Source organism: Mycobacterium sp. 852013-50091_SCH5140682, from assembly GCF_001665685.1.
Classification (GTDB): domain Bacteria; phylum Actinomycetota; class Actinomycetes; order Mycobacteriales; family Mycobacteriaceae; genus Mycobacterium.
Window position 1 is genome coordinate 21,448 of record NZ_LZTB01000057.1, and the last position, 21,834, is coordinate 43,281.

The 21,834-nt window shown below is 66.6% G+C and carries 23 protein-coding genes; 8 read left to right on the forward strand and 15 right to left on the reverse strand.

Features of this window, described 5'->3' with window-relative positions; all coding sequences use genetic code 11:
• Window positions 1-68 precede the first annotated feature (68 nt).
• Window positions 69-680, forward strand: a complete 612-nt coding sequence (locus tag A5784_RS16905; protein ID WP_064946065.1) for a TetR/AcrR family transcriptional regulator — start codon at window positions 69-71, stop codon at window positions 678-680.
• Window positions 677-1,555 carry an EamA family transporter gene (locus A5784_RS16910; protein WP_064946066.1) on the forward strand — a complete coding sequence of 293 codons (879 nt, stop codon included), beginning with the start codon at window positions 677-679 and terminating at the stop codon, window positions 1,553-1,555. The genes A5784_RS16905 and A5784_RS16910 overlap by 4 nt, the downstream gene beginning before the upstream one ends.
• 78 nt (window positions 1,556-1,633) lie before the next feature.
• Here A5784_RS16910 and A5784_RS16915 read toward each other — a convergent pair whose 3' ends face one another.
• The 4 genes from A5784_RS16915 to A5784_RS16930 form a co-directional block, all read right to left on the reverse strand.
• Window positions 1,634-2,665, reverse strand: coding sequence for an AAA family ATPase (locus tag A5784_RS16915; RefSeq protein WP_064946067.1), 1,032 nt, complete (start codon window positions 2,663-2,665; stop codon window positions 1,634-1,636).
• Between the two features lie 11 nt (window positions 2,666-2,676).
• Complete coding sequence (locus tag A5784_RS16920; protein WP_064946068.1) at window positions 2,677-3,714, reverse strand: aliphatic amidase; 1,038 nt, start codon at window positions 3,712-3,714, stop codon at window positions 2,677-2,679.
• A gap of 28 nt (window positions 3,715-3,742) precedes the next feature.
• Complete coding sequence (locus A5784_RS16925) at window positions 3,743-4,372, reverse strand: AmiS/UreI family transporter (protein WP_064946069.1); 630 nt, start codon at window positions 4,370-4,372, stop codon at window positions 3,743-3,745.
• Window positions 4,373-4,459: 87 nt separating this feature from the next.
• Window positions 4,460-5,497, reverse strand: coding sequence for a substrate-binding domain-containing protein (locus A5784_RS16930; RefSeq protein WP_064946207.1), 1,038 nt, complete (start codon window positions 5,495-5,497; stop codon window positions 4,460-4,462).
• Window positions 5,498-5,692: 195 nt separating this feature from the next.
• Here A5784_RS16930 and A5784_RS16935 point away from each other — a divergent pair, with 195 nt between their 5' ends.
• From A5784_RS16935 to mmsB, 4 genes are all read left to right on the forward strand, one after another.
• Complete coding sequence (locus A5784_RS16935; protein WP_064946070.1) at window positions 5,693-6,091, forward strand: MarR family winged helix-turn-helix transcriptional regulator; 399 nt, start codon at window positions 5,693-5,695, stop codon at window positions 6,089-6,091.
• A 152-nt stretch (window positions 6,092-6,243) separates the two neighbouring features.
• Window positions 6,244-7,764, forward strand: a complete 1,521-nt coding sequence (locus A5784_RS16940) for a CoA-acylating methylmalonate-semialdehyde dehydrogenase (RefSeq protein ID WP_064946071.1) — start codon at window positions 6,244-6,246, stop codon at window positions 7,762-7,764.
• A gap of 7 nt (window positions 7,765-7,771) precedes the next feature.
• Window positions 7,772-8,932, forward strand: coding sequence for an acyl-CoA dehydrogenase family protein (locus tag A5784_RS16945; RefSeq protein ID WP_064946072.1), 1,161 nt, complete (start codon window positions 7,772-7,774; stop codon window positions 8,930-8,932).
• 33 nt (window positions 8,933-8,965) lie between these two features.
• Entirely contained in the window at window positions 8,966-9,838 is an 873-nt protein-coding gene (mmsB, locus tag A5784_RS16950; protein WP_082944896.1) for a 3-hydroxyisobutyrate dehydrogenase, read from the forward strand.
• A gap of 6 nt (window positions 9,839-9,844) precedes the next feature.
• On the opposite strand, the gene A5784_RS16955 is transcribed toward mmsB, so the two are convergent.
• Window positions 9,845-10,648 carry an HAD family hydrolase gene (locus tag A5784_RS16955; RefSeq protein WP_064946208.1) on the reverse strand — a complete coding sequence of 268 codons (804 nt, stop codon included), beginning with the start codon at window positions 10,646-10,648 and terminating at the stop codon, window positions 9,845-9,847.
• 127 nt (window positions 10,649-10,775) lie between these two features.
• On the opposite strand from A5784_RS16955, the gene A5784_RS16960 reads away from it, so the two are divergent.
• Window positions 10,776-11,438 carry a response regulator gene (locus A5784_RS16960; protein ID WP_064946074.1) on the forward strand — a complete coding sequence of 221 codons (663 nt, stop codon included), beginning with the start codon at window positions 10,776-10,778 and terminating at the stop codon, window positions 11,436-11,438.
• 17 nt (window positions 11,439-11,455) lie between these two features.
• Window positions 11,456-12,637, forward strand: coding sequence for a GAF domain-containing sensor histidine kinase (locus A5784_RS16965; protein ID WP_082944912.1), 1,182 nt, complete (start codon window positions 11,456-11,458; stop codon window positions 12,635-12,637).
• 59 nt (window positions 12,638-12,696) lie between these two features.
• Here the strand turns inward: A5784_RS16965 and A5784_RS16970 are convergent, their stop codons facing one another.
• The 10 genes from A5784_RS16970 to secY all read right to left on the reverse strand — a co-directional run bounded on the left by A5784_RS16970 (window position 12,697) and on the right by secY (window position 21,833).
• On the reverse strand, window positions 12,697-13,200 hold the full coding sequence (locus A5784_RS16970; RefSeq protein WP_064946076.1) for a MarR family winged helix-turn-helix transcriptional regulator: 504 nt from the start codon (window positions 13,198-13,200) through the stop codon (window positions 12,697-12,699).
• Window positions 13,201-13,251: 51 nt separating this feature from the next.
• A complete protein-coding gene (locus A5784_RS16975; protein WP_064946077.1) occupies window positions 13,252-14,286 on the reverse strand; it encodes an aminotransferase class I/II-fold pyridoxal phosphate-dependent enzyme in 1,035 nt (344 codons plus the stop codon).
• Window positions 14,286-15,311 carry a 3-oxoacyl-ACP synthase III family protein gene (locus A5784_RS16980; RefSeq protein WP_156750619.1) on the reverse strand — a complete coding sequence of 342 codons (1,026 nt, stop codon included), beginning with the start codon at window positions 15,309-15,311 and terminating at the stop codon, window positions 14,286-14,288. The genes A5784_RS16975 and A5784_RS16980 overlap by 1 nt, the downstream gene beginning before the upstream one ends.
• 8 nt (window positions 15,312-15,319) lie before the next feature.
• Window positions 15,320-16,000 carry a hypothetical protein gene (locus A5784_RS16985; RefSeq protein ID WP_064946079.1) on the reverse strand — a complete coding sequence of 227 codons (681 nt, stop codon included), beginning with the start codon at window positions 15,998-16,000 and terminating at the stop codon, window positions 15,320-15,322.
• Window positions 15,978-17,687, reverse strand: a complete 1,710-nt coding sequence (locus A5784_RS16990; RefSeq protein WP_064946080.1) for a thiamine pyrophosphate-binding protein — start codon at window positions 17,685-17,687, stop codon at window positions 15,978-15,980. The genes A5784_RS16985 and A5784_RS16990 overlap by 23 nt, the downstream gene beginning before the upstream one ends.
• Window positions 17,688-17,757: 70 nt before the next feature.
• Window positions 17,758-18,492: an anti-sigma factor family protein gene (locus A5784_RS16995; RefSeq protein ID WP_064946081.1), complete on the reverse strand. Its 735-nt coding sequence runs from the start codon at window positions 18,490-18,492 to the stop codon at window positions 17,758-17,760.
• A complete protein-coding gene (locus A5784_RS17000) occupies window positions 18,489-19,004 on the reverse strand; it encodes a sigma-70 family RNA polymerase sigma factor (RefSeq protein ID WP_064946082.1) in 516 nt (171 codons plus the stop codon). The genes A5784_RS16995 and A5784_RS17000 overlap by 4 nt, the downstream gene beginning before the upstream one ends.
• A gap of 117 nt (window positions 19,005-19,121) precedes the next feature.
• Window positions 19,122-19,919 carry a type I methionyl aminopeptidase gene (gene map / locus A5784_RS17005; protein WP_064946083.1) on the reverse strand — a complete coding sequence of 266 codons (798 nt, stop codon included), beginning with the start codon at window positions 19,917-19,919 and terminating at the stop codon, window positions 19,122-19,124.
• 46 nt (window positions 19,920-19,965) lie between these two features.
• A complete protein-coding gene (locus A5784_RS17010; RefSeq protein ID WP_029368390.1) occupies window positions 19,966-20,511 on the reverse strand; it encodes an adenylate kinase in 546 nt (181 codons plus the stop codon).
• Window positions 20,508-21,833: a preprotein translocase subunit SecY gene (gene secY, locus A5784_RS17015; RefSeq protein WP_064946084.1), complete on the reverse strand. Its 1,326-nt coding sequence runs from the start codon at window positions 21,831-21,833 to the stop codon at window positions 20,508-20,510. Before secY ends, A5784_RS17010 begins: the two co-directional genes overlap by 4 nt.
• Window position 21,834: the final 1 nt, after the last annotated feature.

The window sequence follows — 21,834 nt, forward strand, 5'->3', positions numbered from 1 at the left end:
TTGGAAAATAATGTGCTTCTGCGGCGGCTTGCGCAAGAGGAACCACGAAATCGGGTAAGGATGAACCTGTGGCACGGCCCAATCGACAAGCAGAGCGACGCGAGGAAATCCTCGACGCCGCCATTGCGCTGATCGAACGTCACGACCTGGCCACCTTGCGGATCGCCGACGTCGCCGCGGAGCTCGGGCTCACCGCCAACGCGGTGCGCTACTACTTCAAGGAGATGGATCAACTGCTCTCCGAGCTCGCTCAACGCTCCGATTCCCGCTTCTACGACGAACGTCTCGCGGTCGTCGAAAGCACCGACGACGTGCGGGAGCAGCTCGCGTTGACCATCGCCGCGGGCCTGCCGACCGGCCCGGAGGACGCCGAGTGGCGCGCGATCTGGCGGGCCGTGTTGGCTGCCGGGTTCGAACTCGACCAGCGCCGCGACGTGCAGCACATCTATCACCGGCAGGTGGACCTCTACACGCGCATCCTCGAAGCCGGTGTCGGTTCGGGCGTATTCCGACTGGGCTCCCCCGCCCGCGATGCCGCGATGACCCTGATGGCGATGGAGGACTATCTCGGCTACCGCATCGTGGCGCGTGATCCCGAGATCACGCGTTCGACGGCGCTGCGGCTCATGCGCGGTTACGCCGAGCTGGCCACCGGGGCCCAGCTGCCGGTCACGGTGTGAGCGCCAATTCGCGAGCCCCGCTGGGCGCCGCATCGTTGGTGGTGATCGCCGCGATCAGCCAGGAGGTCGGCGCCGCGTTCGCCGTCGGCCTGTTCGCCGCGCTGGGCGTCGTGGGCGCGTTGTTCGCCCGGTTCGCGGTCGCAGGCGTCATCTTGGGCGCGGTGGTGCGCCCGTCGATCCGCGGCCTGACGCGACGCGCCTGGGGTTCGGCGACCGCGTTGGCGACGACGCTGGCCGTGATGAACTTCTGCTTCTACCTGGCGATCGACCGGATCCCACTCGGCGTCGCGGTGACCGTGGAAGCGCTTGGACCCCTGATCCTTTCGGTCGTGACGAGTACGCGGCGCATCGCCTGGTTGTGGGCCGTGCTGGCGTTCGCCGGCGTCGGGCTGCTGGGCCTCCCGCACGGTGGCGGCGGCCACTACGACCCGATGGGATTCGTCTTCGCCGCTGCCGCAGGCGTCGCCTGGGCGGGTTACATCCTGGCGTCGGCGCGCACTGCGGCCGAGTTCCGCCGCGTCGACGGACTGGCCATCGCCACGGCCATGGGGGCAATCGCCGTCGCGCCCTTTGCGATCGCGGCCGTGAACCTGTCCGACGCGCTGCACTGGCACGTACTCGGCGTGGGCCTTGCCGTCGGCGTGATGTCCTCGGTGATCCCGTACTCGTTGGAGCTGATATCCCTGCGCCGGTTGTCCCCCGCCGCGTTCGCCGTGCTCACCTGTCTGTCACCGGTCACCGCGGCCTTGGCCGGGCTCGTCGTGCTGGGCCAGCAGATCGGTGTGCTCGGCTATGTCGGGGTTGTGCTGGTGACCGTCGCGAGCGTCGGCGCAGTCCGCACAGCGCACGCCGGACCGGCCGAACCGCTCGGTTAGGTCACCTTTTTAGCGCGAGCAGACACTCCGGTACGCGACACGCCGCGTTTCCGGTACCGCAGTGACTGCTCGCCGGGATCAGGTGACGGTCAGCTCGCCATCGTGCACCCGCGCCTTGAGGGTGACGGGTTTTCGCGCGGCCGTGAGAACCGCCCACGCGACCGGTTCAGTGAGCTCGGTGCGGATGGTCCGACGCAGACCGCGGGCCCCGTAGACCGGGTCGAATCCCCTGCGCTGCACGAAGTCCACCACGCTGTCGTCGACGTCGAGGTCGACATCACGGGCTTTCAGCCGCCGCACCAGGTCGCCGATCTCCTTGCGCGTCACGCGTTCGGCGGTGGTGTCGTCGAATGCGTCGAATACCACGGTTTCGTCGATGCGGTTGAAGAACTCGGGGTCGAAGAATTCCTCGACCGCCTCGCGCACGACGGCCTGATGCGACTTCACCCCGCGTGCAGGCCACCACCGCCTCTTTCGCTTATCCCGTTGCCGCACAGCGACTTCCAGCGATCCAAGATTGGAGGTCAGGAATATGTAGCTGTTGCGGAACGAGATCTTCTGCTGCCCGTTGGCCAAGCGCAGCTCGCCGGTGTCCAGCACGTGCAGCAGCGCCCGCAGGACGCTGGCATCGGCCTTTTCGACCTCGTCGAACAGCACGATTCCGGGCATGTACGGCCCGCCTTCGATCTTGGCCTTGTCGAAGAGCGTGAAGGACTCTTTGCTGCCCGCGTAGCCGGGCGGCGCACCCGAGAGCGATGCGGCGTAATGCTCCTGCGCCAGAGCGCTCATGTCGATGCGACACAGGTCGTCGGGTCCTGTCCGCAGCGCCGCGGCGACCTGGCGGACCAGTTCGGTCTTGCCAACCCCGGTCGGCCCCACCAGCAGCACGCTGGACAGGGGACGACCGGGATCGGCCACGCCGACATGAGCGATGGACACCGCGCGGACCACAGCGTCCACGGCGTGCGCCTGCCCCAGGATGGCGGCGTTCAGCCGTCGTGAAAGCGCTTTGGGGTCAAAACCATCCGCTGCCTCGGCACCGGCAGGCTCATCGGCCACCTGAGCAGAATTGCGGTTCTGCTCGTGATACATATCGGTGAGGAACGGCAATGCGTCGTCTCTCAGGCTTCGGCGGTCTGCTCGACGGGCAGGGAGCCGACCCGGCAATCCGCCACGCCGACCGTGCTTCTGGTGATCGACTCGACCCGCTCCTGGGCTTTCTGCGCGTCGGTGACCCACAGCTTGTAGAACTCGAACGGGCAGTCGGCGACGCCCTTGTCGCCGTCGCCCGCGGCATGCACCCCCGAGTAGCCGCGGTGGAGCAGTTTGAACAGATGGTTCTGCGACTGGTCGTTCTCCCGGGCGTCGCGGATCGCCGACAACGACAACTGCGCGTACTGGATCCCGTACTCCTCCTCGCCGGTCTCGCCGAGGGTGCGCCCGTCGAATCCGATGATGGCCGAATGGCCGAAGTACGAGTAGACGCCGTCGAAGCCCGCCGCATTGGCAACGGCCACATAGCAATTGTTGGCCCACGCCATCGCTTTGGCCATCAGCACCTGCTGATCCTTGGCGGGGTACATGTAGCCCTGGCACCGCACGATGAGCTCGGCGCCCTTCATCGCGCAGTCACGCCAGATCTCCGGGTAATTCCCGTCGTCACAGATGATCAGGGAAATCTTGAGACCCTTGGGCCCGTCGGTGACATATGTGGTGTCACCGGGATACCAGCCTTCGATCGGGCACCACGGCAGGATCTTGCGGTACTTCTGGACGATGTCGCCTTTGTCGTCGATCAGCACGAGGGTGTTGTAGGGCGGCTTGTTCGGGTGGTCTTCGTGTCGTTCGCCGGTGATCGAGAAGACGCCCCACGTGCCCGCCTCCCGGCACGCGGCTGAGAAGATGGCGGTCTCCTCGCCGGGGATGGTCGCGGCGGTATCGTACATCTCCCGCTCGTCGTACATGATTCCCTGGGTCGAATACTCAGGGAACACAACGAGATCCATGCCCGGGAGCCCCGACTTCATACCGATGAGCATGTCGGCGATCTTGCGGCAGTTGTCGAGGACGTCGGCCCGGGTGTGCAACCGGGGCATCTTGTAGTTGACGACCGCGACGCCGACGGTGTCGTTGCTCGATGAAATGTCTCCGTGCCTCATGACTTACTCCTTGTCGTTGGTTGTTCGATCAGCTGTAGACGGGTTCTGTTGCGGCGGTGTGTGATCGGTGTGAACGGCGTGTACTGAGTGCCTTGGCGGCGATGAACAGGGCAACGAATCCCAGTGCCCAGATGGCCGCGATGCCCGGTGAGGTGCGGTAGGTGCCGCTGAGCATCAGGAATGCGGGCAGCGTGCAGGTCGGCTGGCTCAACAGCACCACCGCCCATCCGGTGAACCGCGTCAGCTGATCGCGATGCAGGCCGAGCACCAGGAAAAACAGCAGCCACAGCACGGACCAGCTCAGCCAGATGACGCCGAACACCGGATCGTGCACCACGGTGAACGACAGCACGGCGTAGACGACGGCGCCACCGGCAACGAACAGCGAAAACCAGCCGATGCCTTCAGGTTCCAGGCCGGCCAGGTTGACGATCCCGACGTAGAGGTAGGTGAACCCGAAGAGGTAGAGACCCGACGCCGCCAGGATCGCCGCGGCGTCGCCGTCGGCCAGCACGAGCATGATGGTCGGCAGCACGCACTGCATGGCGCCGACGAAGAGGTTCAACACGGCGGCTGAACGCGCCGGGACGATGTCCAGCAGCATCAGACCGTTGACGAAAAGCACTGCCCCTACGTAAAGGAGACCGACGCTGCCCACCGGAACACCTCCCAGTTACTTCCAAATGGAATAGATCTATTTGAAAATAAGTGACGGGCGCCACAGTGTCAACAGGCGGCAGGCCTGTCAGTCGGTCAGACTGCCGGGAAGTGTCGTGACGATCTCGAAATCGACACCGGACGCCACGGCGAGGTGCACCGGCTGGCTTGTGCGGTGCTCCAGAAATTCCACGGTGCCGCGTGGACTCTCATAGGCGACGCCGTCCGCTACGGCGTCGATGTCAAGCGGATCCCCGGCCCGGCGGATCATCTCGGCCAGGAAATAGGCTCCCTCATAACAGGATTCGGCCGCACTGCCCAGCGCGGGAGCGCTCGACCCGTTGACGTCGAGGTAGCGGTCCAGCAGCTCCATCGAATTGCGGCCGACCATCGAGCGGAAGTACGAGGCCGCCACGAACAGTCCCCGCGTGGCATCGTGACCGCTGGCGATGAGCATGTTCTCGTCCATGAGCGGGCTGAACCGGAGCTTCTCGTCCTGCAGGCCGCGCCGCGCGAACGTCCGGTTGAACTCGACGGCATCCTGGCCGACGAGCAGCATCAGCACGGCGTCACACCGCGACTGCGCGACCTTGTCGACGAGCCGGTCGATGTCCCCGTGCCCGAGTGCCACGAACGAGCCCCCGACCAGATCGAGTGACAATGCCCGGACGTACCTGCGGACCTCGGCCAGCGAGGTGCGCGGCCAGACATAGTCGTCCCCCACGACGAACCATTTGCGGATGCCGAGGTTGTCGCGCATCCATCGCAGCGCTGGCGCGATCTGCTGATCGGGAGTCTCACCGCAGCAATAGATTCCGCGTCGCCTCTCGCCGCCCTCGTAGAGCGCGGGATACGAGTAGGGCACCCGCCCGACGACGACCGGCGCGAGCGCGTTACGCACCGACGAGATATGCCAGCCGCTGACCGCGTCGATGCGGTCCTCGTCGATCAGCCGTTTGACGTCGGCGGCCACGGCCGCAGGGTGCGCGCCGCCGTCGACCACTTCGATGCGCACCTGGCGGCCGAGGACACCGCCTGCGGCGTTGAGGTCGTGCGCCACCAGCTCGCCGACGGCTTCGCAGGACGGGCCGAACAGACCCGCGGGCCCTTGCAGCGGCACCACCATTCCCAACCGCCATTCGGCGTCGCGGCCCCGCGTACGCACGCCTATGCTCACCCGCGCGTTCCCTTCGACGGTGCCGGGTGCGAGGAGCAAATGGGCCGGCAGGCGAGGCGATCAGCTAGAATCATTCCACTTGGAAGTATCCTCGCGTCGGCGGCGCGAGGCAATCGTCAGTTGGGAGGTCGGCCTGTGACAGACATGCTCCCACCTGGCGACCCGGTCACACCGTCCGGCAGTGACGTCGTGCGGGTAGCCCGCATGATCAGCGCGGTCATCGAGCGTGAACTCGCAGGCGAGGACCTGACGCTCGACGACTGGCTGGTGCTCGAAGCGCTGGGCGCCTCGCCCGGGCTGACGATGGCCGAGCTGCGCGCGCAGACGCTGACGGCCGCCCCGACGCTGACCCGCGTGGTGGACCGGCTCGTCGCCCGCGCCGCGGTGTTCCGGGAGGTCGATGCCGACGATCGGCGCAAGGTCCGCGTCAACCTCAGCAAGCGCGGCGCGGCCCTGCACTCCCGACTGCTGGCGGCCGTCCGCCCCGCCGAGCAGGCGTGGTTCGACGAGCACGGCGTCAGCCCGTGGATGGTCTCCGGCTGACGACGCTTTCGGGCGCGGCGAGCATGCGCTGAAGCATCAGAACCCTTGCGGTACCGACCCTTGCCAAACCACACGACCAATTACTAGGATATGCAAGTATCTCGGGTGCGGCCCGAGTTGCCACCATTGCGCACAATCCTTGGACGGACGTCATGACTACACAGATTCCCCACTTCATCAACGGCGAGCGGACCGCGGCCGGGTCGACCCGCACCGCCGATGTGCTCAATCCCAGCACCGGCGAGGTCCAGGCCCAGGTCCTGATGGCTTCCGCGGCTGATGTCGACGCCGCCGTCGCCGTCGCGGTCGAGGCCCAGAAGACGTGGGCCGCCTTCAACCCCCAGCGCCGGGCCCGCGTGCTGATGCGCTTCATCGACCTGGTCAACCAGAATGCCGACGAACTGGCCGAGCTGCTGTCCCTCGAGCACGGCAAGACCGTCGCCGACTCGCTGGGCGACATCCAGCGCGGCATCGAGGTGATCGAGTTCGCGGTGGGCATCCCGCACCTGCTCAAGGGCGAGTTCACCGAGGGTGCGGGCACCGGCATCGACGTGTACTCGATCCGTCAGCCGCTCGGCGTGGTCGCCGGCATCACCCCGTTCAACTTCCCCGCGATGATCCCGCTGTGGAAGGCCGGCCCCGCGCTGGCATGCGGAAACGCGTTCATTCTCAAGCCTTCTGAACGCGATCCCTCGGTACCGCTGCGCCTGGCCGAATTGTTCATCGAAGCGGGCCTGCCCGCAGGCGTGTTCCAGGTGATCCAGGGCGACAAGGAAGCCGTCGACGCGATCCTGACGCACCCGGACATCCAGGCCGTCGGGTTCGTCGGCAGCTCCGACATCGCGCAGTACATCTACTCCACCGCGGCCGCACACGCCAAGCGCGCCCAATGCTTCGGTGGCGCCAAGAACCACATGATCGTCATGCCCGACGCCGACCTCGACCAGGCCGTCGACGCATTGATCGGGGCAGGCTACGGCAGTGCCGGCGAGCGCTGCATGGCGATCAGCGTCGCCGTCCCGGTGGGCGAGGACACCGCGAACCGGCTGCGCGCGCGCCTCGTCGAGCGGGTCAACCAGCTGCGGGTGGGCCACAGCCTCGATCCCAAGGCCGACTACGGTCCGCTGGTCACCGAGGCCGCGCTCAACCGGGTCAAGGACTACATCGGCCAGGGCGTCGACGCCGGCGCCGAGTTGGTGGTCGACGGCCGCGAACGAACCAGTGACGAGCTGACTTTCGGCGATGTGAGCCTGGAGGGCGGCTACTTCATCGGCCCCACCCTGTTCGACCACGTCACTCCCGACATGTCGATCTACACCGACGAGATCTTCGGCCCGGTGCTGTGCATCGTGCGGGCACACGACTACGAAGAAGCCTTGCGGCTGCCGACCGAGCACGAGTACGGCAACGGCGTGGCGATCTTCACCCGCGACGGCGATGCCGCCCGCGACTTCGTGTCCCGGGTCCAGGTCGGCATGGTCGGCGTCAACGTCCCGATCCCGGTTCCGGTGGCGTATCACACCTTCGGTGGCTGGAAGCGGTCCGGCTTCGGCGATCTCAACCAGCACGGTCCCGCGTCGATCCAGTTCTACACCAAGGTCAAGACCGTCACCGAACGGTGGCCGTCGGGCATCAAGGATGGCGCAGAGTTCGTCATCCCCACCATGAAGTAGACCCACCGTGGATCTCTACGAACTGGATGACGACGAACGCGTGATCGCCGAGACGGCGGCCGCGTTCGCCGAAAAGCGCATCGCGCCATACGCGTTGGAGTGGGATGAGAAACACCACTTCCCCGTCGACGTGCTGCGCGAGGCGGCTGAACTCGGTATGGCGGCGATCTACTGCCAGGAGGACGCGGGCGGCAGCGGGCTGCGGCGACTGGATGCCGTGCGCATCTTCGAGCAGCTCGCGGCCGCCGACCCGGCCATCGCGGCATTTCTGTCCATCCACAACATGTGCGCGTGGATGGTGGACAGCTTCGGCACCGAGGAGCAGCGCAAGACCTGGGTGCCGCGACTGGCATCGATGGACGCCATCGCGAGCTACTGCCTGACCGAACCGGGCGCCGGATCGGACGCCGCGGCCCTGCGCACGAGGGCCGTCCGCGACGGGGACGACTGGGTACTCGACGGCGACAAGCAGTTCATCTCCGGCGCGGGCAGCTCTGATGTCTACGTGGTGATGGCCAGAACTGGCGCGGAGGGACCGCGGGGCATATCCGCGTTCGTGGTCGAAAAGGACACGCCCGGGCTGAGTTTCGGTGCCCAGGAGCAGAAGATGGGCTGGAACGCCCAGCCCACGGCGCAGGTGATCTTCGACGGTGTTCGGGTGCCCGCCGATGCGCTGCTCGGCGGCACCGAGGGCACGGGGTTCGGCATCGCGATGAACGGGCTCAACGGTGGGCGCATCAACATCGCCGCGTGTTCGCTCGGCGGGGCGCAGGCCGCGCACGAGAAGGCGGTGGCCTATCTTGCCGACCGACAGGCATTCGGCGGCGCCCTGCTCGACGAGCCCACCATCCGGTTCACGCTGGCCGACATGGCCACGGGACTGGAGACGTCGCGAAACATGTTGTGGCGGGCGGCCTCCGCGCTGGACGCCAACCACCCCGACAAGGTGACGTTGTGCGCGATGGCCAAACGCTACGTCACCGACACCTGCTTCGAGGTGGCCGATCAGGCCCTGCAACTGCACGGCGGCTACGGCTATCTTCGCGAGTACGGCTTGGAGAAGATCGTCCGCGATCTACGGGTGCACCGCATCCTTGAAGGAACCAACGAAATCATGCGCGTAGTGATCGGGCGCGCGACCGCGGGCCGAGCCCGCACGTCAGCATAAGCGGGCAGAGCCCGCGTGGGATAGGAGTTGCACGTGAGCACAATCGCTTTCCTGGGTCTCGGTCACATGGGCGGCCCGATGGCTGCCAACCTGGTGACCGCCGGGCACACCGTGCACGGATTCGACCCCGCCCCAGCGGCGCAGGAAGCAGCAAAGGCCAACGGCGTCACCATGTTCGGCAGTGGGCCCGAGGCCGTGGCTGGTGCCGACGTGGTGATCACCATGTTGGCCAGCGGCGCGCAGGTGAAGAACTGCTACGCCGAGGTGCTGCCCGCCGCGGCGGCAGGCGCACTGTTCATCGACAGTTCCACGATCTCCGTCGACGATGCCCGTGAGGTCCACAAACTGGCCGGTGAGCATGGTTTCGGTCAGCTCGACGCCCCGGTGTCCGGCGGCGTCAAGGGTGCCGTGGCCGGGACCCTGGCGTTCATGGTCGGTGGCCCCGATGACGCTGTCGACGCGGCCCGTCCGGTGCTGGAACCCATGGCGGGCAAGATCATTCACTGCGGTGCCGCGGGCGCGGGCCAGGCCGCCAAGGTGTGCAACAACATGGTGCTGGCGGTGCAGCAGATCGCCGTCGGTGAGGCATTCGTACTGGCCGAGAAGCTCGGCCTGGACAAGCAGTCCTTGTTCGACGTCATCACGGGTGCGACGGGCAACTGCTGGGCCGTGCACACCAATTGCCCGGTGCCCGGGCCTGTTCCGACGTCCCCGGCCAACAACGACTTCAAGCCGGGGTTCGCCACGGCCTTGATGAACAAGGACCTCGGCCTGGCGATGGCGGCCGTGAAGTCGACGGGTTCGTCGGCGCCCCTGGGCACCCATGCCGCGGAGATCTATGCCAAGTTCGCCGTCGACCATGCCGACTTGGACTTCAGCGCGGTGATCGAGACACTGCGCGGCTGAGCGCTCCTAAGCGGCCGACGGGCTGTGTTGCGCCCACCACGACGCGTGCAGGCGTCGGCAGGTAGCCAGCCGCAGCGCGTCGTCCATGCCTGTGTAATCCGGGCGTACCGCGACTGCCGGGAGAGCCGTGCCCGGCTCGGCGCCGATGAGCACGCTGGCCAGCCCAGCTGCGTTCGCGGCCCGCAGTCCGGTGCTCGACCCGGCGACAGCCAGCGCGTCATGGGCCGACACCCCGAGCTCAGCCAGGGCATGCTGGTGGGCGGCGCCGTGCATCGAGGAGGTGACGTCGTCACCGGTGACCACGGTTTCCACCAGGCCTTCGCCTACCAGCTGGCGCACCAGCGGCTCGACCCAGCGGCGCCTACCGCTGGACACCACGCCTACCGGCACGTCGGCGGCGAAGGCGTCCATGACCAGGTCGTGGAGACCGGCGCGCGGAGTCAGGCCCGCGTCGAGAATCATCTCGTCGAACATCATGTCCTTGGTGGCGCAGATCTCGTCGGCGAGCACCTCGGTGAGCACGTCGCATTCCGGCCCCACGCAGCGCTTGCGGAGCTCCGCTGCGACCCGCTGACGTTCGTCGTGCAGCGCCAACAGTTGCCGATAGCGCGCCACGCTCCAGTCCAGGGACAGGCCGTGCGCAGCGAATGCCGCGTTGAACACGACCCGGTGACCGTCGACATCCAGGTCTGACAGCGCGTCGAGATCGAAGATCACCGCACGCAGCGGGAACCCTCCTGCATCAGTCGGCTCGGGACAGTCCCACCAGAACCGCCCGGCACGCCATGTTTTCTCCTGAGGTGAGGACACCACATGAGAGTGGCCCACATCACAGGACCGGCGCCTCCCCCCTAGGGGTGATTGGGCATGCGAACTTCGTCTGCGGAAGGTGTGGCCGGATCTGCTCCGCGCAAGTGCGCACGCATAGGGTGATGCCATGGCGCCCTCCAGCCCAGTGCGCCTTGTGCTGGTCGATGACCACGAAATGGTCATCGAGGGTCTCAAGGCCATGCTCGCCGCGTTCGAAGACCGGGTTCTGGTGGTCGGCCATGCGATCGGCGCTGAGCGAGCGCTCAGCGTGGTCGCCGAGCTGAATCCCGACATCGTGCTGTGCGACGTCCGCATGCAAGGCTCCAGCGGCCTGGATCTGTGCCGCGACCTGCGGGAACGCGATCCGGACCGCAAAGTGGTGATGCTGAGCGTGTACGACGACGAGCAGTACCTGTTCCAGGCATTGCGAGTCGGCGCCTCGGGTTACCTACTCAAGAGCATCAGCAGCGACGAGTTGGTCCGCCAGATCGAATTCGCCCACGGTGGCGCCACCGCGATCGATCCCGGCATGGCCGCCCGCGCCGCCGACACGGCCGCGCGACTGCAACGCGACGAGTTCTGGCCGGGGGTTCGGCAGGGCCTCACGCAGCGGGAGAGCGAGATCCTGTCGTTCGTGGTGGCGGGGTTGTCCAACCGCGGTATCGCCACCAAGTTGGTGATCGGCGAGGAAACCGTCAAGACCCATCTGCGGTCCATCTACCGCAAGCTTGGCGTCAGTGACCGCGCAGGCGCCGTCGCCACCGCCCTACGCGAAGGCATCTACCAATGAGCAGTGAATTCGGCCCCATGGTGCTCACCGCCGACCGCGAGTTGGCGTTGCTGCGGGAGCTCATCCAGGCCACCTCCAGCGGCCCCGGCGTCGAGCACCTCGCGGCTGCGGCGGCGCGGATGATCACCGCGGCCACCGCGACCGACGTGTGCTTCGTGCACGTGCTCGACGACTCCGACCGAGCCCTGACGCTGGCCGGCGCGACCCCACCCTTCGACGCCGAGGTCGGCAAGATCCGGCTACCGCTCGGCCAGGGCATCTCGGGGTGGGTGGCCAGCCATCGCGAGCCCGTGGTGATCAGCCACGACAAGGAGGCCGATCCGCGCTACCTGCCGTTCGAAACGCTGCGCGGACGGGATTTCACGTCGATGGTGTCTGTGCCGATGGAGACCGATCCGGGCGGCTTGGTGGGCGTGCTCAACGTGCACACCGTCAACCGCCGGGAGTTCGGCGAACGCGACGTGGAACTGCTGGTCGTGATCGGCCGGCTCATCGCCGGTGCGCTGCACCAGGCCCGCCTACACCGGCAGCTGGTGGCCCGCGAGCGGGCCCACGAGAATTTCGTCGAGCAGGTCATCGAGGCGCAGGAGATCGAGCGGCGCCGGCTCGCGGGCGACATCCACGACGGCATCTCGCAGCGGCTGGTGACGCTGTCCTACCGGCTGGACGCCGCGGCCCGCGCCGTCGACGATCCCCGCGCGCTGGCCGAACAACTCGACAAGGCACGGGAACTGGTCGACCTGACCCTGCAGGAGGCCCGCGCCGCGATCAGCGGGCTGCGGCCACCGGTGCTCGACGACCTCGGCTTGGCGGGCGGTTTGGCCAGCCTGGCGCGGTCCATCCCCGGCATAGATCTCGAGGTCGAACTCGCCGAGACCCGGGTGCCCGACCACATCGAGCTGGCCCTCTACCGCATCGCCCAGGAATGCCTGCAGAACGTGGTCAAGCACGCCGACGCCAGCCGGGCCCGGCTCACCTTCAGCTTGGACGACAACGTGGCGCGGCTCGAAATCGTCGACGACGGAAAAGGTTTCGACACGTTCGAGCATCCGCTGGGCAGCGACGAAATGGGCGGCTACGGGTTGCTCTCGATGGCTGAGCGCGCCGAGATCGTCGGTGGCCGGCTCAACATCCGGTCCCGGCCGGGCGCGGGAACGGCCGTCACCGCGACCATTCCGCTGCCCGCCGTGCTCGATTAGGCCCCCGCACGCGAGGAGGACAAGAAGTTCCCCGCACGCGAGGAGGACAAGAAGTTCTTTCAGAAATCCCCGGAGTTGCGCCGCAGCGTCTCGATCGACGCCACCAACGCGCGGGACTGTTCCGTGGACATCCCGACATCCCCGAACACCTGATCGTTGAGGGTCACGGTGGCTTCCTCGACGGTGGACCGCCCCAAGTCGGTGATCTGCACCAGGGTGGTGCGGCCGTCGGTGGGATGCGGTACGCGCTGCACCAACCCGTTGGCCTCCAGCCGGCGGATGGCGTGCGTGACGCTGGTGACGTGCACCTGCAGCCGGTCCGATGCCTTGGTGATGGGCAGCGCACCGGCCCTGCTGAACGCCAGCAGCCGCAGCAACTCGAAGCGCGAGAAACTCAGGTCGTAGGGCCGCAGCGCGGTCTCGACCCGGGCCAGGAGGATCTGGTGTGCGCGCATCACCGATGTCACCGCGACCATCCCGTCGGCCACGTCACCCCAGCCGGCGGCCTCCCAGTTGGCACGGGCCAATGCGATGGGATCACGCTTGTCCGGTGGTGAAGGCACGCTTCTTCATACCGCATCACCGCTGCCTGCGGTGCGAACAGCGCGGCGAACTCAGCGCATCGCCGTGCGCACCGCTCGCAGCACTGCCCGTGTCGACTCTCGCGCCCCCACTGTGATGCGCACACCGCCGTCGGGATAGTGCCTGACCTGCAGGCCTGCCCCGTCGAACACGGCCTGCCAGCGCCGCTCGCAGGCGGGTAGGTAGACGAAGTTGGCCTGCCCTTCGGTGGTGTAGAGACCCATCGACCGCAACCGCAGCTGCAGGTATCGCCGCTCGGCGGTGATCAACCGAATCCGCTGTCGGAGTTGGCTTTCCGCGTCGTAGGAGGCTGCGACTGCCACGAGCCCACTCAGCGGGGTGCCGAACGGCAGTTGCATGGACCACAGCGTGCGACCCAGATCCGGAGCGCAGAAGCCGTAGCCGACCCGCAGCCCGGCCAGCCCGTAGGCCTTCGAAAACGTCCGTACCACCACCACATTGCCGAACCGGCGGACCAAGCTCGGCGCATCGATGCGGTGTTCGTCGGACAGGAACTCGACGTAGGCCTCGTCGAGCAGCACGACGGTGTCCCGCGGTACACGGGCGAGGAACCGTTCGATGTCGGCGGCGGGTTCGACAGTTCCGGTGGGGTTGTGTGGTCGGCACACGATCACCACCCTGGCCTTCTCGGCGGCCTCTGCCATGGCGTCGAGATCGTGATGGCCGTGCCGGTCGAGCGGCACCGTCACCGACCGTAACCGGGCCATTTGCGCGAAGATCGGAAATCCGTCGAAGGTCGGCGCCGCCATCACGATGGTGTCTCCCGGACTGCTGACCGCGTGCAGCACCTGCATCGTGACGCCCGTCGCGCCGGACCCGATGATCACCTGCGACTCCCGCACCCCGACGTGCCCGGCGATCAGCGACCGCAGCCGCTGGGGCAGGAACTCGGGGTACCGGTTGGCGCTGTCGATCGAGGCAGCCATCGCCGACCGCACCGCAGGCAACGGCGGAAAAGGATATTCGTTGAGCGACAACGCCAACGGGTTGACCGCATCGGGTATCGAGCCGACCACGCCGCGCAGCGCAGCGGGTGGTGTGGCCATCAGTTGCGTCCGCCCCAGCAGATGGCAGCCGCCCCGGCGAAGTCGCCGGCATGCGCGAACGCCGCCATCAACACCGTGTCCCCCGACTCGATCCGCCCGGTGCTCACCGCACGGTCGAAGTTCACCGGAATGCCTGCGGCGAAAAGGTTTCCGCATTCGTCGAAAGTATCGACGTGCCTCGATTGGGGCAGCTCCAGTGCGTCGCGCCAATTCCGCAGGAACGCCCGGTTGGGCTGGTTGGTCACCAGCAGGTCGATATCCTTGGGCTGCACTCCGATTCGGTCACACACCGCGTAGGACACCTCGGGCACCTGGCGGTTGCCTCGGGCGAGCACCTTGGTGATCTTGCTCTCGGTGAACCCGATGCACCCCTCTCCCGGGCCTGCCTCCCACCACTTGCGGGGCGGATCGACTGCGATCGTCATGTCACCGGCGAACTCGCCGTAGGTGCGGCACTCCACGTCCAGGATCGGTGACACATCTGACAGCGCAACCAGACCCACCGCGGCCCCGTCGCCTGGCACTGCGGACTGAGCCTTACGCCGGATGGTCTCCTGGTCGAAGATCTGGCCCGCGGCGTTCTGCGCGACGGCGATCAGCGCGCTGCGGCCTTCACCGGAGGCCAGCAGGTTGCGAGCCAGCTTGAGCCCGAGCACGAACGCCGCGCAGCCACCGTTGTGCAGGTCGATCACCCAGTTCGGTTTCATACCAAGGCGATACGCCATGCCGCCACCACCGCCGTAGAACGGCATGTCGGGCATCTGGGTGTGCGTGATGAGGATGTCGGCGCCGGTCACCGCATCTTGGCCGTGCCGGTCGATGAGCCCCGCAGCGGCGCGTTCGACCATGTCGATGGCGGTCTCGTCGGGGGCCACGTGGTGCCGAAACCGGGGCGCCCGGAACATGAGATTGTCTCGCAGCTCGTCGGATTCGGCGAACTGTGCGTAGTATTCGGCGCCGATCGGTTCCCCCGGCAGGTAGGTCGACACGTCCAGCAGGGAGACGGTCTTGGTTGCTGCGCTCATCGTCATGCTCATTTCATCCAGGCCGGGGTGACCGGCAGGCCGTTGCGGTGCCGGTACTCGGCGATCGCTTTGAGGTTGTGCAGTTCGAGCAGATGACCGGCCCCGAACATGTCCCAGAAGTCGCCGACCCACACCGGGCGTCCGGGTGGTGCGGTCTCCGGGTACGGGTTGTTGTCGTAGAACGGGTGATGGCAATTCGTCCACAGCACAACAGATCCCGGCTTGTCCAGCACCACCTGGGCGTCGACGATGCGCATCAGGTAGATCATCCACAGGTGCTTGCCCTGATCCCACGCACAGTGGTAGTCGACGGTCAGCGCCTCGCGGTTGGCCACGGTGCGGGTGTAGATCTCGCTTCCCGGCCCGGTCGGTCCGGCACCGAGCCGGTCATAGGCCAGCCACAAGCCCGGTTCGTCGGTGGTGGTGAATCCGCGCAGACTGTACGTCCACTCCTCCAGGCTGCGGGTGTCCGACAGATAGTCGAACAATTCCTCTGGGGGGCAATCGATGTAGTCGTTGACGGTGCAGTACTCGCCGAACACCTCGTCGTGCGGGTACACCGACCGCATCATCTCCATGATGATCGGCGTGGCCTGCTCCTTCGGTGAGGTTTCGATCCGGATCAGCCCGTCCATGGCTTCGGGGGTGCCCCGGTGGGCGGTGATGTCATCGAGCGCGGGCAGCGACATGGGTTTTGTTCTCCTCGGTGTGCGTTGTGGCGGGTTTGTTGAGAAAGGCTGCGAACGGAGGGATTTCATCGGCAGAGCATTCGATGCTGATGACTGAAGGACCGTCGTCGTCGAGCGCCAGTTGCAGTGCGGCGGGCAATTGCCCAAGGTCGTCGACGCCGAGTGCGGTGAGCCCCGGGAACATCGCGGCCAGACCGGGTCCCAGGTGACTGGGCCCGAACCGGTTGTAGCTGTAGCGGTCCCCGTAGAACGTCTGCTCGCGGGTCACGCACATGGCGTGCGCATGGTTGTCGAACAGCAGGAAGGTGATCGGTAACCGGTACTGCAGGGCGGTGTGAATCTCCATGCCGTGCATGAAGAATGACCCGTCGCCGGCGATGACGACGGTGCGCCCGCCCCTGGCGAAGGTCATCCCGATGCCTGCGCCGAAGCTGTACCCCATCCCACCCATGCCGAGCGCGACGACGAAACGGCCGTCACGCCGGGCAGGCAGGTAGTGGATGGCCGACGCCCCGATATTGCCGGCATCGACGACGATGTCGGTGCCTGCCGGTAGGACATCGTCGAGCACCGCCATCGCATCGCGGTACCGGACGCCGGGGCCGTGGTACGGCGGCGGCCGTAACTCGCTGCGCAGCACCGTATCCGGGACCCGGACGTGGGCGGGTCTGCCGTGGCCCGACAGTGCTTGGGTCAACAGGGCCAGCGATCCACGTAGATCGTCGGCGTGCACATGGGTGCACGGCAGGTATGGTTCGGCCGAACCGATCGAGTAGGTCGGCACCGTGCCCAGCACGTCGTCGAGACCGGCCCGCGCGGTAACGGTCATCCGCGTGCCGACCAGCAGGCACAGCGCGCTGCGCGCCGCGGCGGTGGCGACACCGGGGTGACCCATCACGCCGGATACCCCTAGCGCAGAGGACGATCCGAGGCCAGGAGTGCCTGCGACGTCCTTGGCGTCGGGCACCGTCGCGATGCGCGCGCGCAGGGTGGCCCGCAACCGCTCGAGCTCGGCTCTCGCGTCATCCCTGGCCACCTGCTCACCGGCGATGATGGTGATCGGTCCAACCGCATCCCGCAACGCCGCGGCGAGTGGACCGGGATCGGAAAGCTGTGCGCGCACGTGCATTCCGTTCAGCTTGCCGTTGGCGGGTTCACCCAGATCGGCCTGTTGGATGTCCTTGGGCAGCAGCAGCACGGCCGGTCCGCCGGTGCGGGCCGCCGCCAGCGCCTCGGGCAGGGCCGTGAGAATGTCTCGGGCACTGACCACTCTGCGGCAGTACACGGACACCGCCGAGAACAGGGCCTCGGCGTCCAGTGCGCCGTTGCGTCCGCTGGTGTCCTGGAAGGACCCGCGTCCGTCCAAGGGCGTCGGGGCCTGACCGATCAAGGCCAGTACCGGAACTCGGCTGGCCAGTGACTCTCCCAGGCCCGGCACGGTGTTCAGGCAACCGCCACCCGATGTGGCGGCGACCACACCGATCCCCGCCCCGCTGCGGCTGTAGCCGTCAGCCATTGCGGCCGCGGAGAATTCATGCTTGGCCAGTACCGCGGTGATGTCGTCACGAAAGTGTGCCGCATCGTAGAGATCTTCGATGTTGGCGCCGTCGACGCCGAAGATGTGGGTGACCCCGCTCGCCGCCAGGTGGCCGACGATGTGATCGACCACTCGGTGCCTGCTGGCCATATTCCACCTGCCTTCCGGTTCTGCCTAGTGACACGGCCCGGGAGGGGGCGCGGTTCACCGGCAGCCGGATTTACAGGGTTTTCTCAAGTAAGACTTTTCCGTCGGGCGACGAAACCATTTGCACCGCAGCGATTTCGTTGATCGGCAACGTCGTGTTTCCGCTGGGTAGGGCGGTTGCGCCGGACAATCCGAGCCATGTCGCGACCTCGGTGTGAGTCCCGTCACGGCCGACCACCACCATGCCGAGGTTCTGCGGCGGCGCGTCCTTCTTGCCCCAGTCGCCGTAGGTGCATGCCATGTCGATGCGCGTGCCCCACGCGTAGCTGCTCAGCGCGATGCTGGCATTGATCGGGGTCTCCGCCACCTTCGCCATCTGGAGCATCTCAGCGGTCTGCTGCTGCGCAGTGCCGGTGTGCAGACCGAACGTCTCGGGGCGGATCGCGACGACGAGACCGACTGCCAGCAGCGCAGCCGCCAACCCGACCGCGGCCGAGGTCACCCACCGGGACCGGCGCCGGCGCCAGCTGACTTTCGCGAGCACCGACTCCAACACTTCGGGCCGAAGCGGTGGATCGGGCTGCTCCTCATCGAGCGCACGCACATCGTCGAAGTCGAGCAGGGCGAGCAGGGCGGGCATGCCGCTCAGCTCGGCGACAGCTGCACGGCAGCGCTCGCATCCCGCCAGATGGCCTTCGTACTCGCGGCGCTCGGTGCTCGTCAATGAGCCGAGGACATAGGCCGCGTCCCAGGTCAGGTAGCGGTCGCCGTCCACAGGATCAATGCGGGGTACACCGAACTGCGTCATCGTGTCACCCCCATTTCTTGTAGGTTGAGTCGTAGTGCGCGAACGGCGTAATGCAGCCGCGACTTCACAGTGCCCTCGGGTATCTGAAGGTCGGCCGCGATCTGCGTGGTGGTCCAGCCCTGGTAATAGGCGCGACGCACCACGGCCCGATGCTCGTCGGACAGTTGACTGAGTGCGGTGCTCAGCAACAACCGGTCCAATGCGGTGTCCACCTGGTCGGGGGCGGCGTGGTCGGCCACCAGTTCTGGGTCCGGAACACCCGTCTCGTTGCGGAACCGGGCGCTGCGGCGTTCATCGATAATCATGTTCCGCGCGACCGTGAACAGCCAAGCCCTCGCCGACCGATCGGTGTCCGCGGTGACATCGGGATGTCGCCACGCTCGCAGCAGCGTCTCCTGTACCACGTCCTCGGCGCGCGCCTGATCGCCGGTGAGACGCAGCGCGTACCGCCACAAGGCCGCGGCATGCTCATCGTAGAGCCCCCGCATCATGGCGGCCTCCGGATCGTCCATTAACCAACCTCCGTCTTAGATACGACGTTGGTGGTGATCCAGTTCAATTAGACCTTTGCGCCCGCAGGTGCGCGACGATTCGGGAAACATCGCGCCGGACGATTGCTGAAGCGGAAATCAGCGAGTGAGGATCCGGGGGCCGTCCTCGGTCACGGCGACGGTGTGCTCCCAGTGCGCAGCGCGTGTCCCGTCGGCGGTGATGACGGTCCACTCGTCCTCAAGCACCACGGTTTTGGTGGTGCCGAGGGTCAGCATGGGTTCGATGGCCAGCACCGACCCGACAGCCAGGTAGGGTCCGCGCCCGGGCGAGCCTTCGTTGGGCAGGAACGGGTCCATGTGCATCTGCCTGCCGATAGCGTGCCCGCCGTAGCCGGCGACGATTCCGTATTTGCGGTCGTGCCGGGCTTCCGCGGCGTGGGTCTCGACCTCGATGGCGTGCGAGACGTCGGTGAGCCGGTTGCCGGGAAGCATCGCGGCGATCCCGGCCTCCATAGCCGCCTTGGTTGCCTCGGACAGGGCCTCGTCGGCGTCGATCAGCGTCCCGACGCCGAAGGTGACGGCTGAGTCGCCGTGCCAGCCGTCGACGATGGCGCCGCAGTCGATCGACACCAGATCGCCGGTGGCGAGTATCTCGCCGGCCGACGGGATGCCATGCACCACACGGTCATTGACCGACGAACAGATGCTGGCCGGAAAGCCGTGATAGCCGAGGAAAGATGGCGTGCCGCCACCGTCGCGGATGACGGATTCGGCGATTCGGTCGAGCTCGAGTGTGCTGACGCCCGGCGCGGCCGCGGCCTGGACCGCGCGCAGCGCGGACGCGACGAGCGCGCCCGCGACTTCCATGGCGTCGAGTTCACCTGCGCTGCGCTGTGCGACGACCTTACGGCTGCGCAGCCCCGGCAGGGAGATCACCGACCCCGGCCTATTGTCGGTTCACCGACGCCGCCCAACTGCGGGTTCACCGACCGAGCGCGCTCAGAGCGCGAGCGAACACTTCGTCGAGGGCGCCCACCGCGGCGACGGTCTTGACCTCGTCACCGTAGTACTCCAGCAACGGCTCGGTCTCTTCGCGGTAGACCTTCATCCGGTTGTGGATGACCTCTTCGGTGTCGTCGGCGCGGCCGCGGCCCTTGAGCCGGGCGAGCAGCTCGTCCTCGGAGACCGCGAACTCGAGTACCGCATCCAGCTTGGTGTTACGGGCCTCGAGCATGTCGTGCAGTGCGCGGGCCTGCTCAACCGAGCGCGGGTAGCCGTCGAGGATGAACCCGTTGGCCGCGTCCGCTTGGTCGATCCGGTCCTCTACCAGGCGATTCGTCAGCTCGGCAGGAACCAGGTCACCCGCGTCGAGGTAACGCTTGGCCTCGACACCCAGGGGCGTGCCGTCGCCGATGTTCTTGCGGAAGAGGTCCCCGGTGGAGATTTGCGGGATGCCGAGCTTCTCGGACAGCTTCTCCGCCTGTGTGCCTTTGCCCGCACCGGGCGGTCCGAGTAGAACGACTCTCACTTCAGGAACCCTTCGTAGTTGCGTTGCATGAGCTGGCTCTCGATCTGTTTGACGGTATCCAACCCGACGCCGATCATGATGAGAACCGCAGTTCCACCGAACGGGAGATTCTGCACCGTCCCGGTGTTGCCGATCTCCAGGAACAGGTTCGGCAGAACTGCGATCACACCCAGGTAGATCGAGCCCGGCAGGGTGATCCGGCTCAGCACATAACGCAGGTAGTCCGCGGTCGGCTTACCCGGTCGAATACCGGGGATGAAGCCACCGAACTTCTTCATCTCGTCGGCGCGCTCGTCCGGGTTGAACGTGATCGACACGTAGAAGTACGTGAAGAAGATGATCAGGCCGAAGTAGATCGCGATGTAGACGGGGTCGGCGGGATTCGTCAGATAGTTGGCGACGAACTTGTCCCACCAGCCGCTGCCGCCATTGGGGTTCCCGCTGCGGATCAGCTGCGTGATCAGGTGCGGGATGTAGATCAGTGAGGACGCGAAGATGACCGGGATGACGCCGGCCTGATTGACCTTCAGCGGCAGGTACGTGGACGTGCCGCCGTACATCTTGCGGCCGACCATGCGCTTGGCGTACTGCACCGGAATACGGCGCTGGCCCTGCTCCACGAACACCACGCCGATGATGATGGCCAGCGCGGCCGCGCAGACGGCGGTGAAGACCAGGCCGCCGCGGCTGTCCAGGATGGTCTTGCCCTCCGACGGGATGCGGGCTGCGATGCCGGCGAAGATCAGCAGGGACATGCCGTTGCCGATGCCGCGCTCGGTGACCAGCTCGCCCATCCACATGACCAGGGCGGCGCCCGCGGTCATCACCAGCACGATGACGATCAATCCGAAGATCGAGCTGTCCTGGATGATGTTCAGCGAGCAGCCCTGCAGCAGTCCGCCGTTGGCGGCCAGCGCCACGATGCTGGTGGCCTGCAGGATGGCCAGCGCGATCGACAGATAACGCGTGTACTGCGTCATCTTGGCCTGGCCGGCCTGGCCTTCCTTCTGCAGCTGCTCGAACCGCGGGATGACCACGACCAGCAGCTGCACGATGATGCTGGCGGTGATGTAAGGCATCACGCCAACCGCGAACACCGTCAACTGCAGCAGTGCGCCACCGGAGAACAGGTTGATCAGCGAGTAGATCTGGGCCGAGTCGCCACCGCTGACCTGTTCGATGCACTTCTGCACGTTCGGGTAGTTCACCCCGGGCGACGGGATCGACGCACCGAGGCGGTACAGGATCACCAGGCCCAACGTGAACAGGATCTTGCGTCTGAGGTCGGCCGTCCGCAGCGATGAGATGAAAGCCGAAAGCACT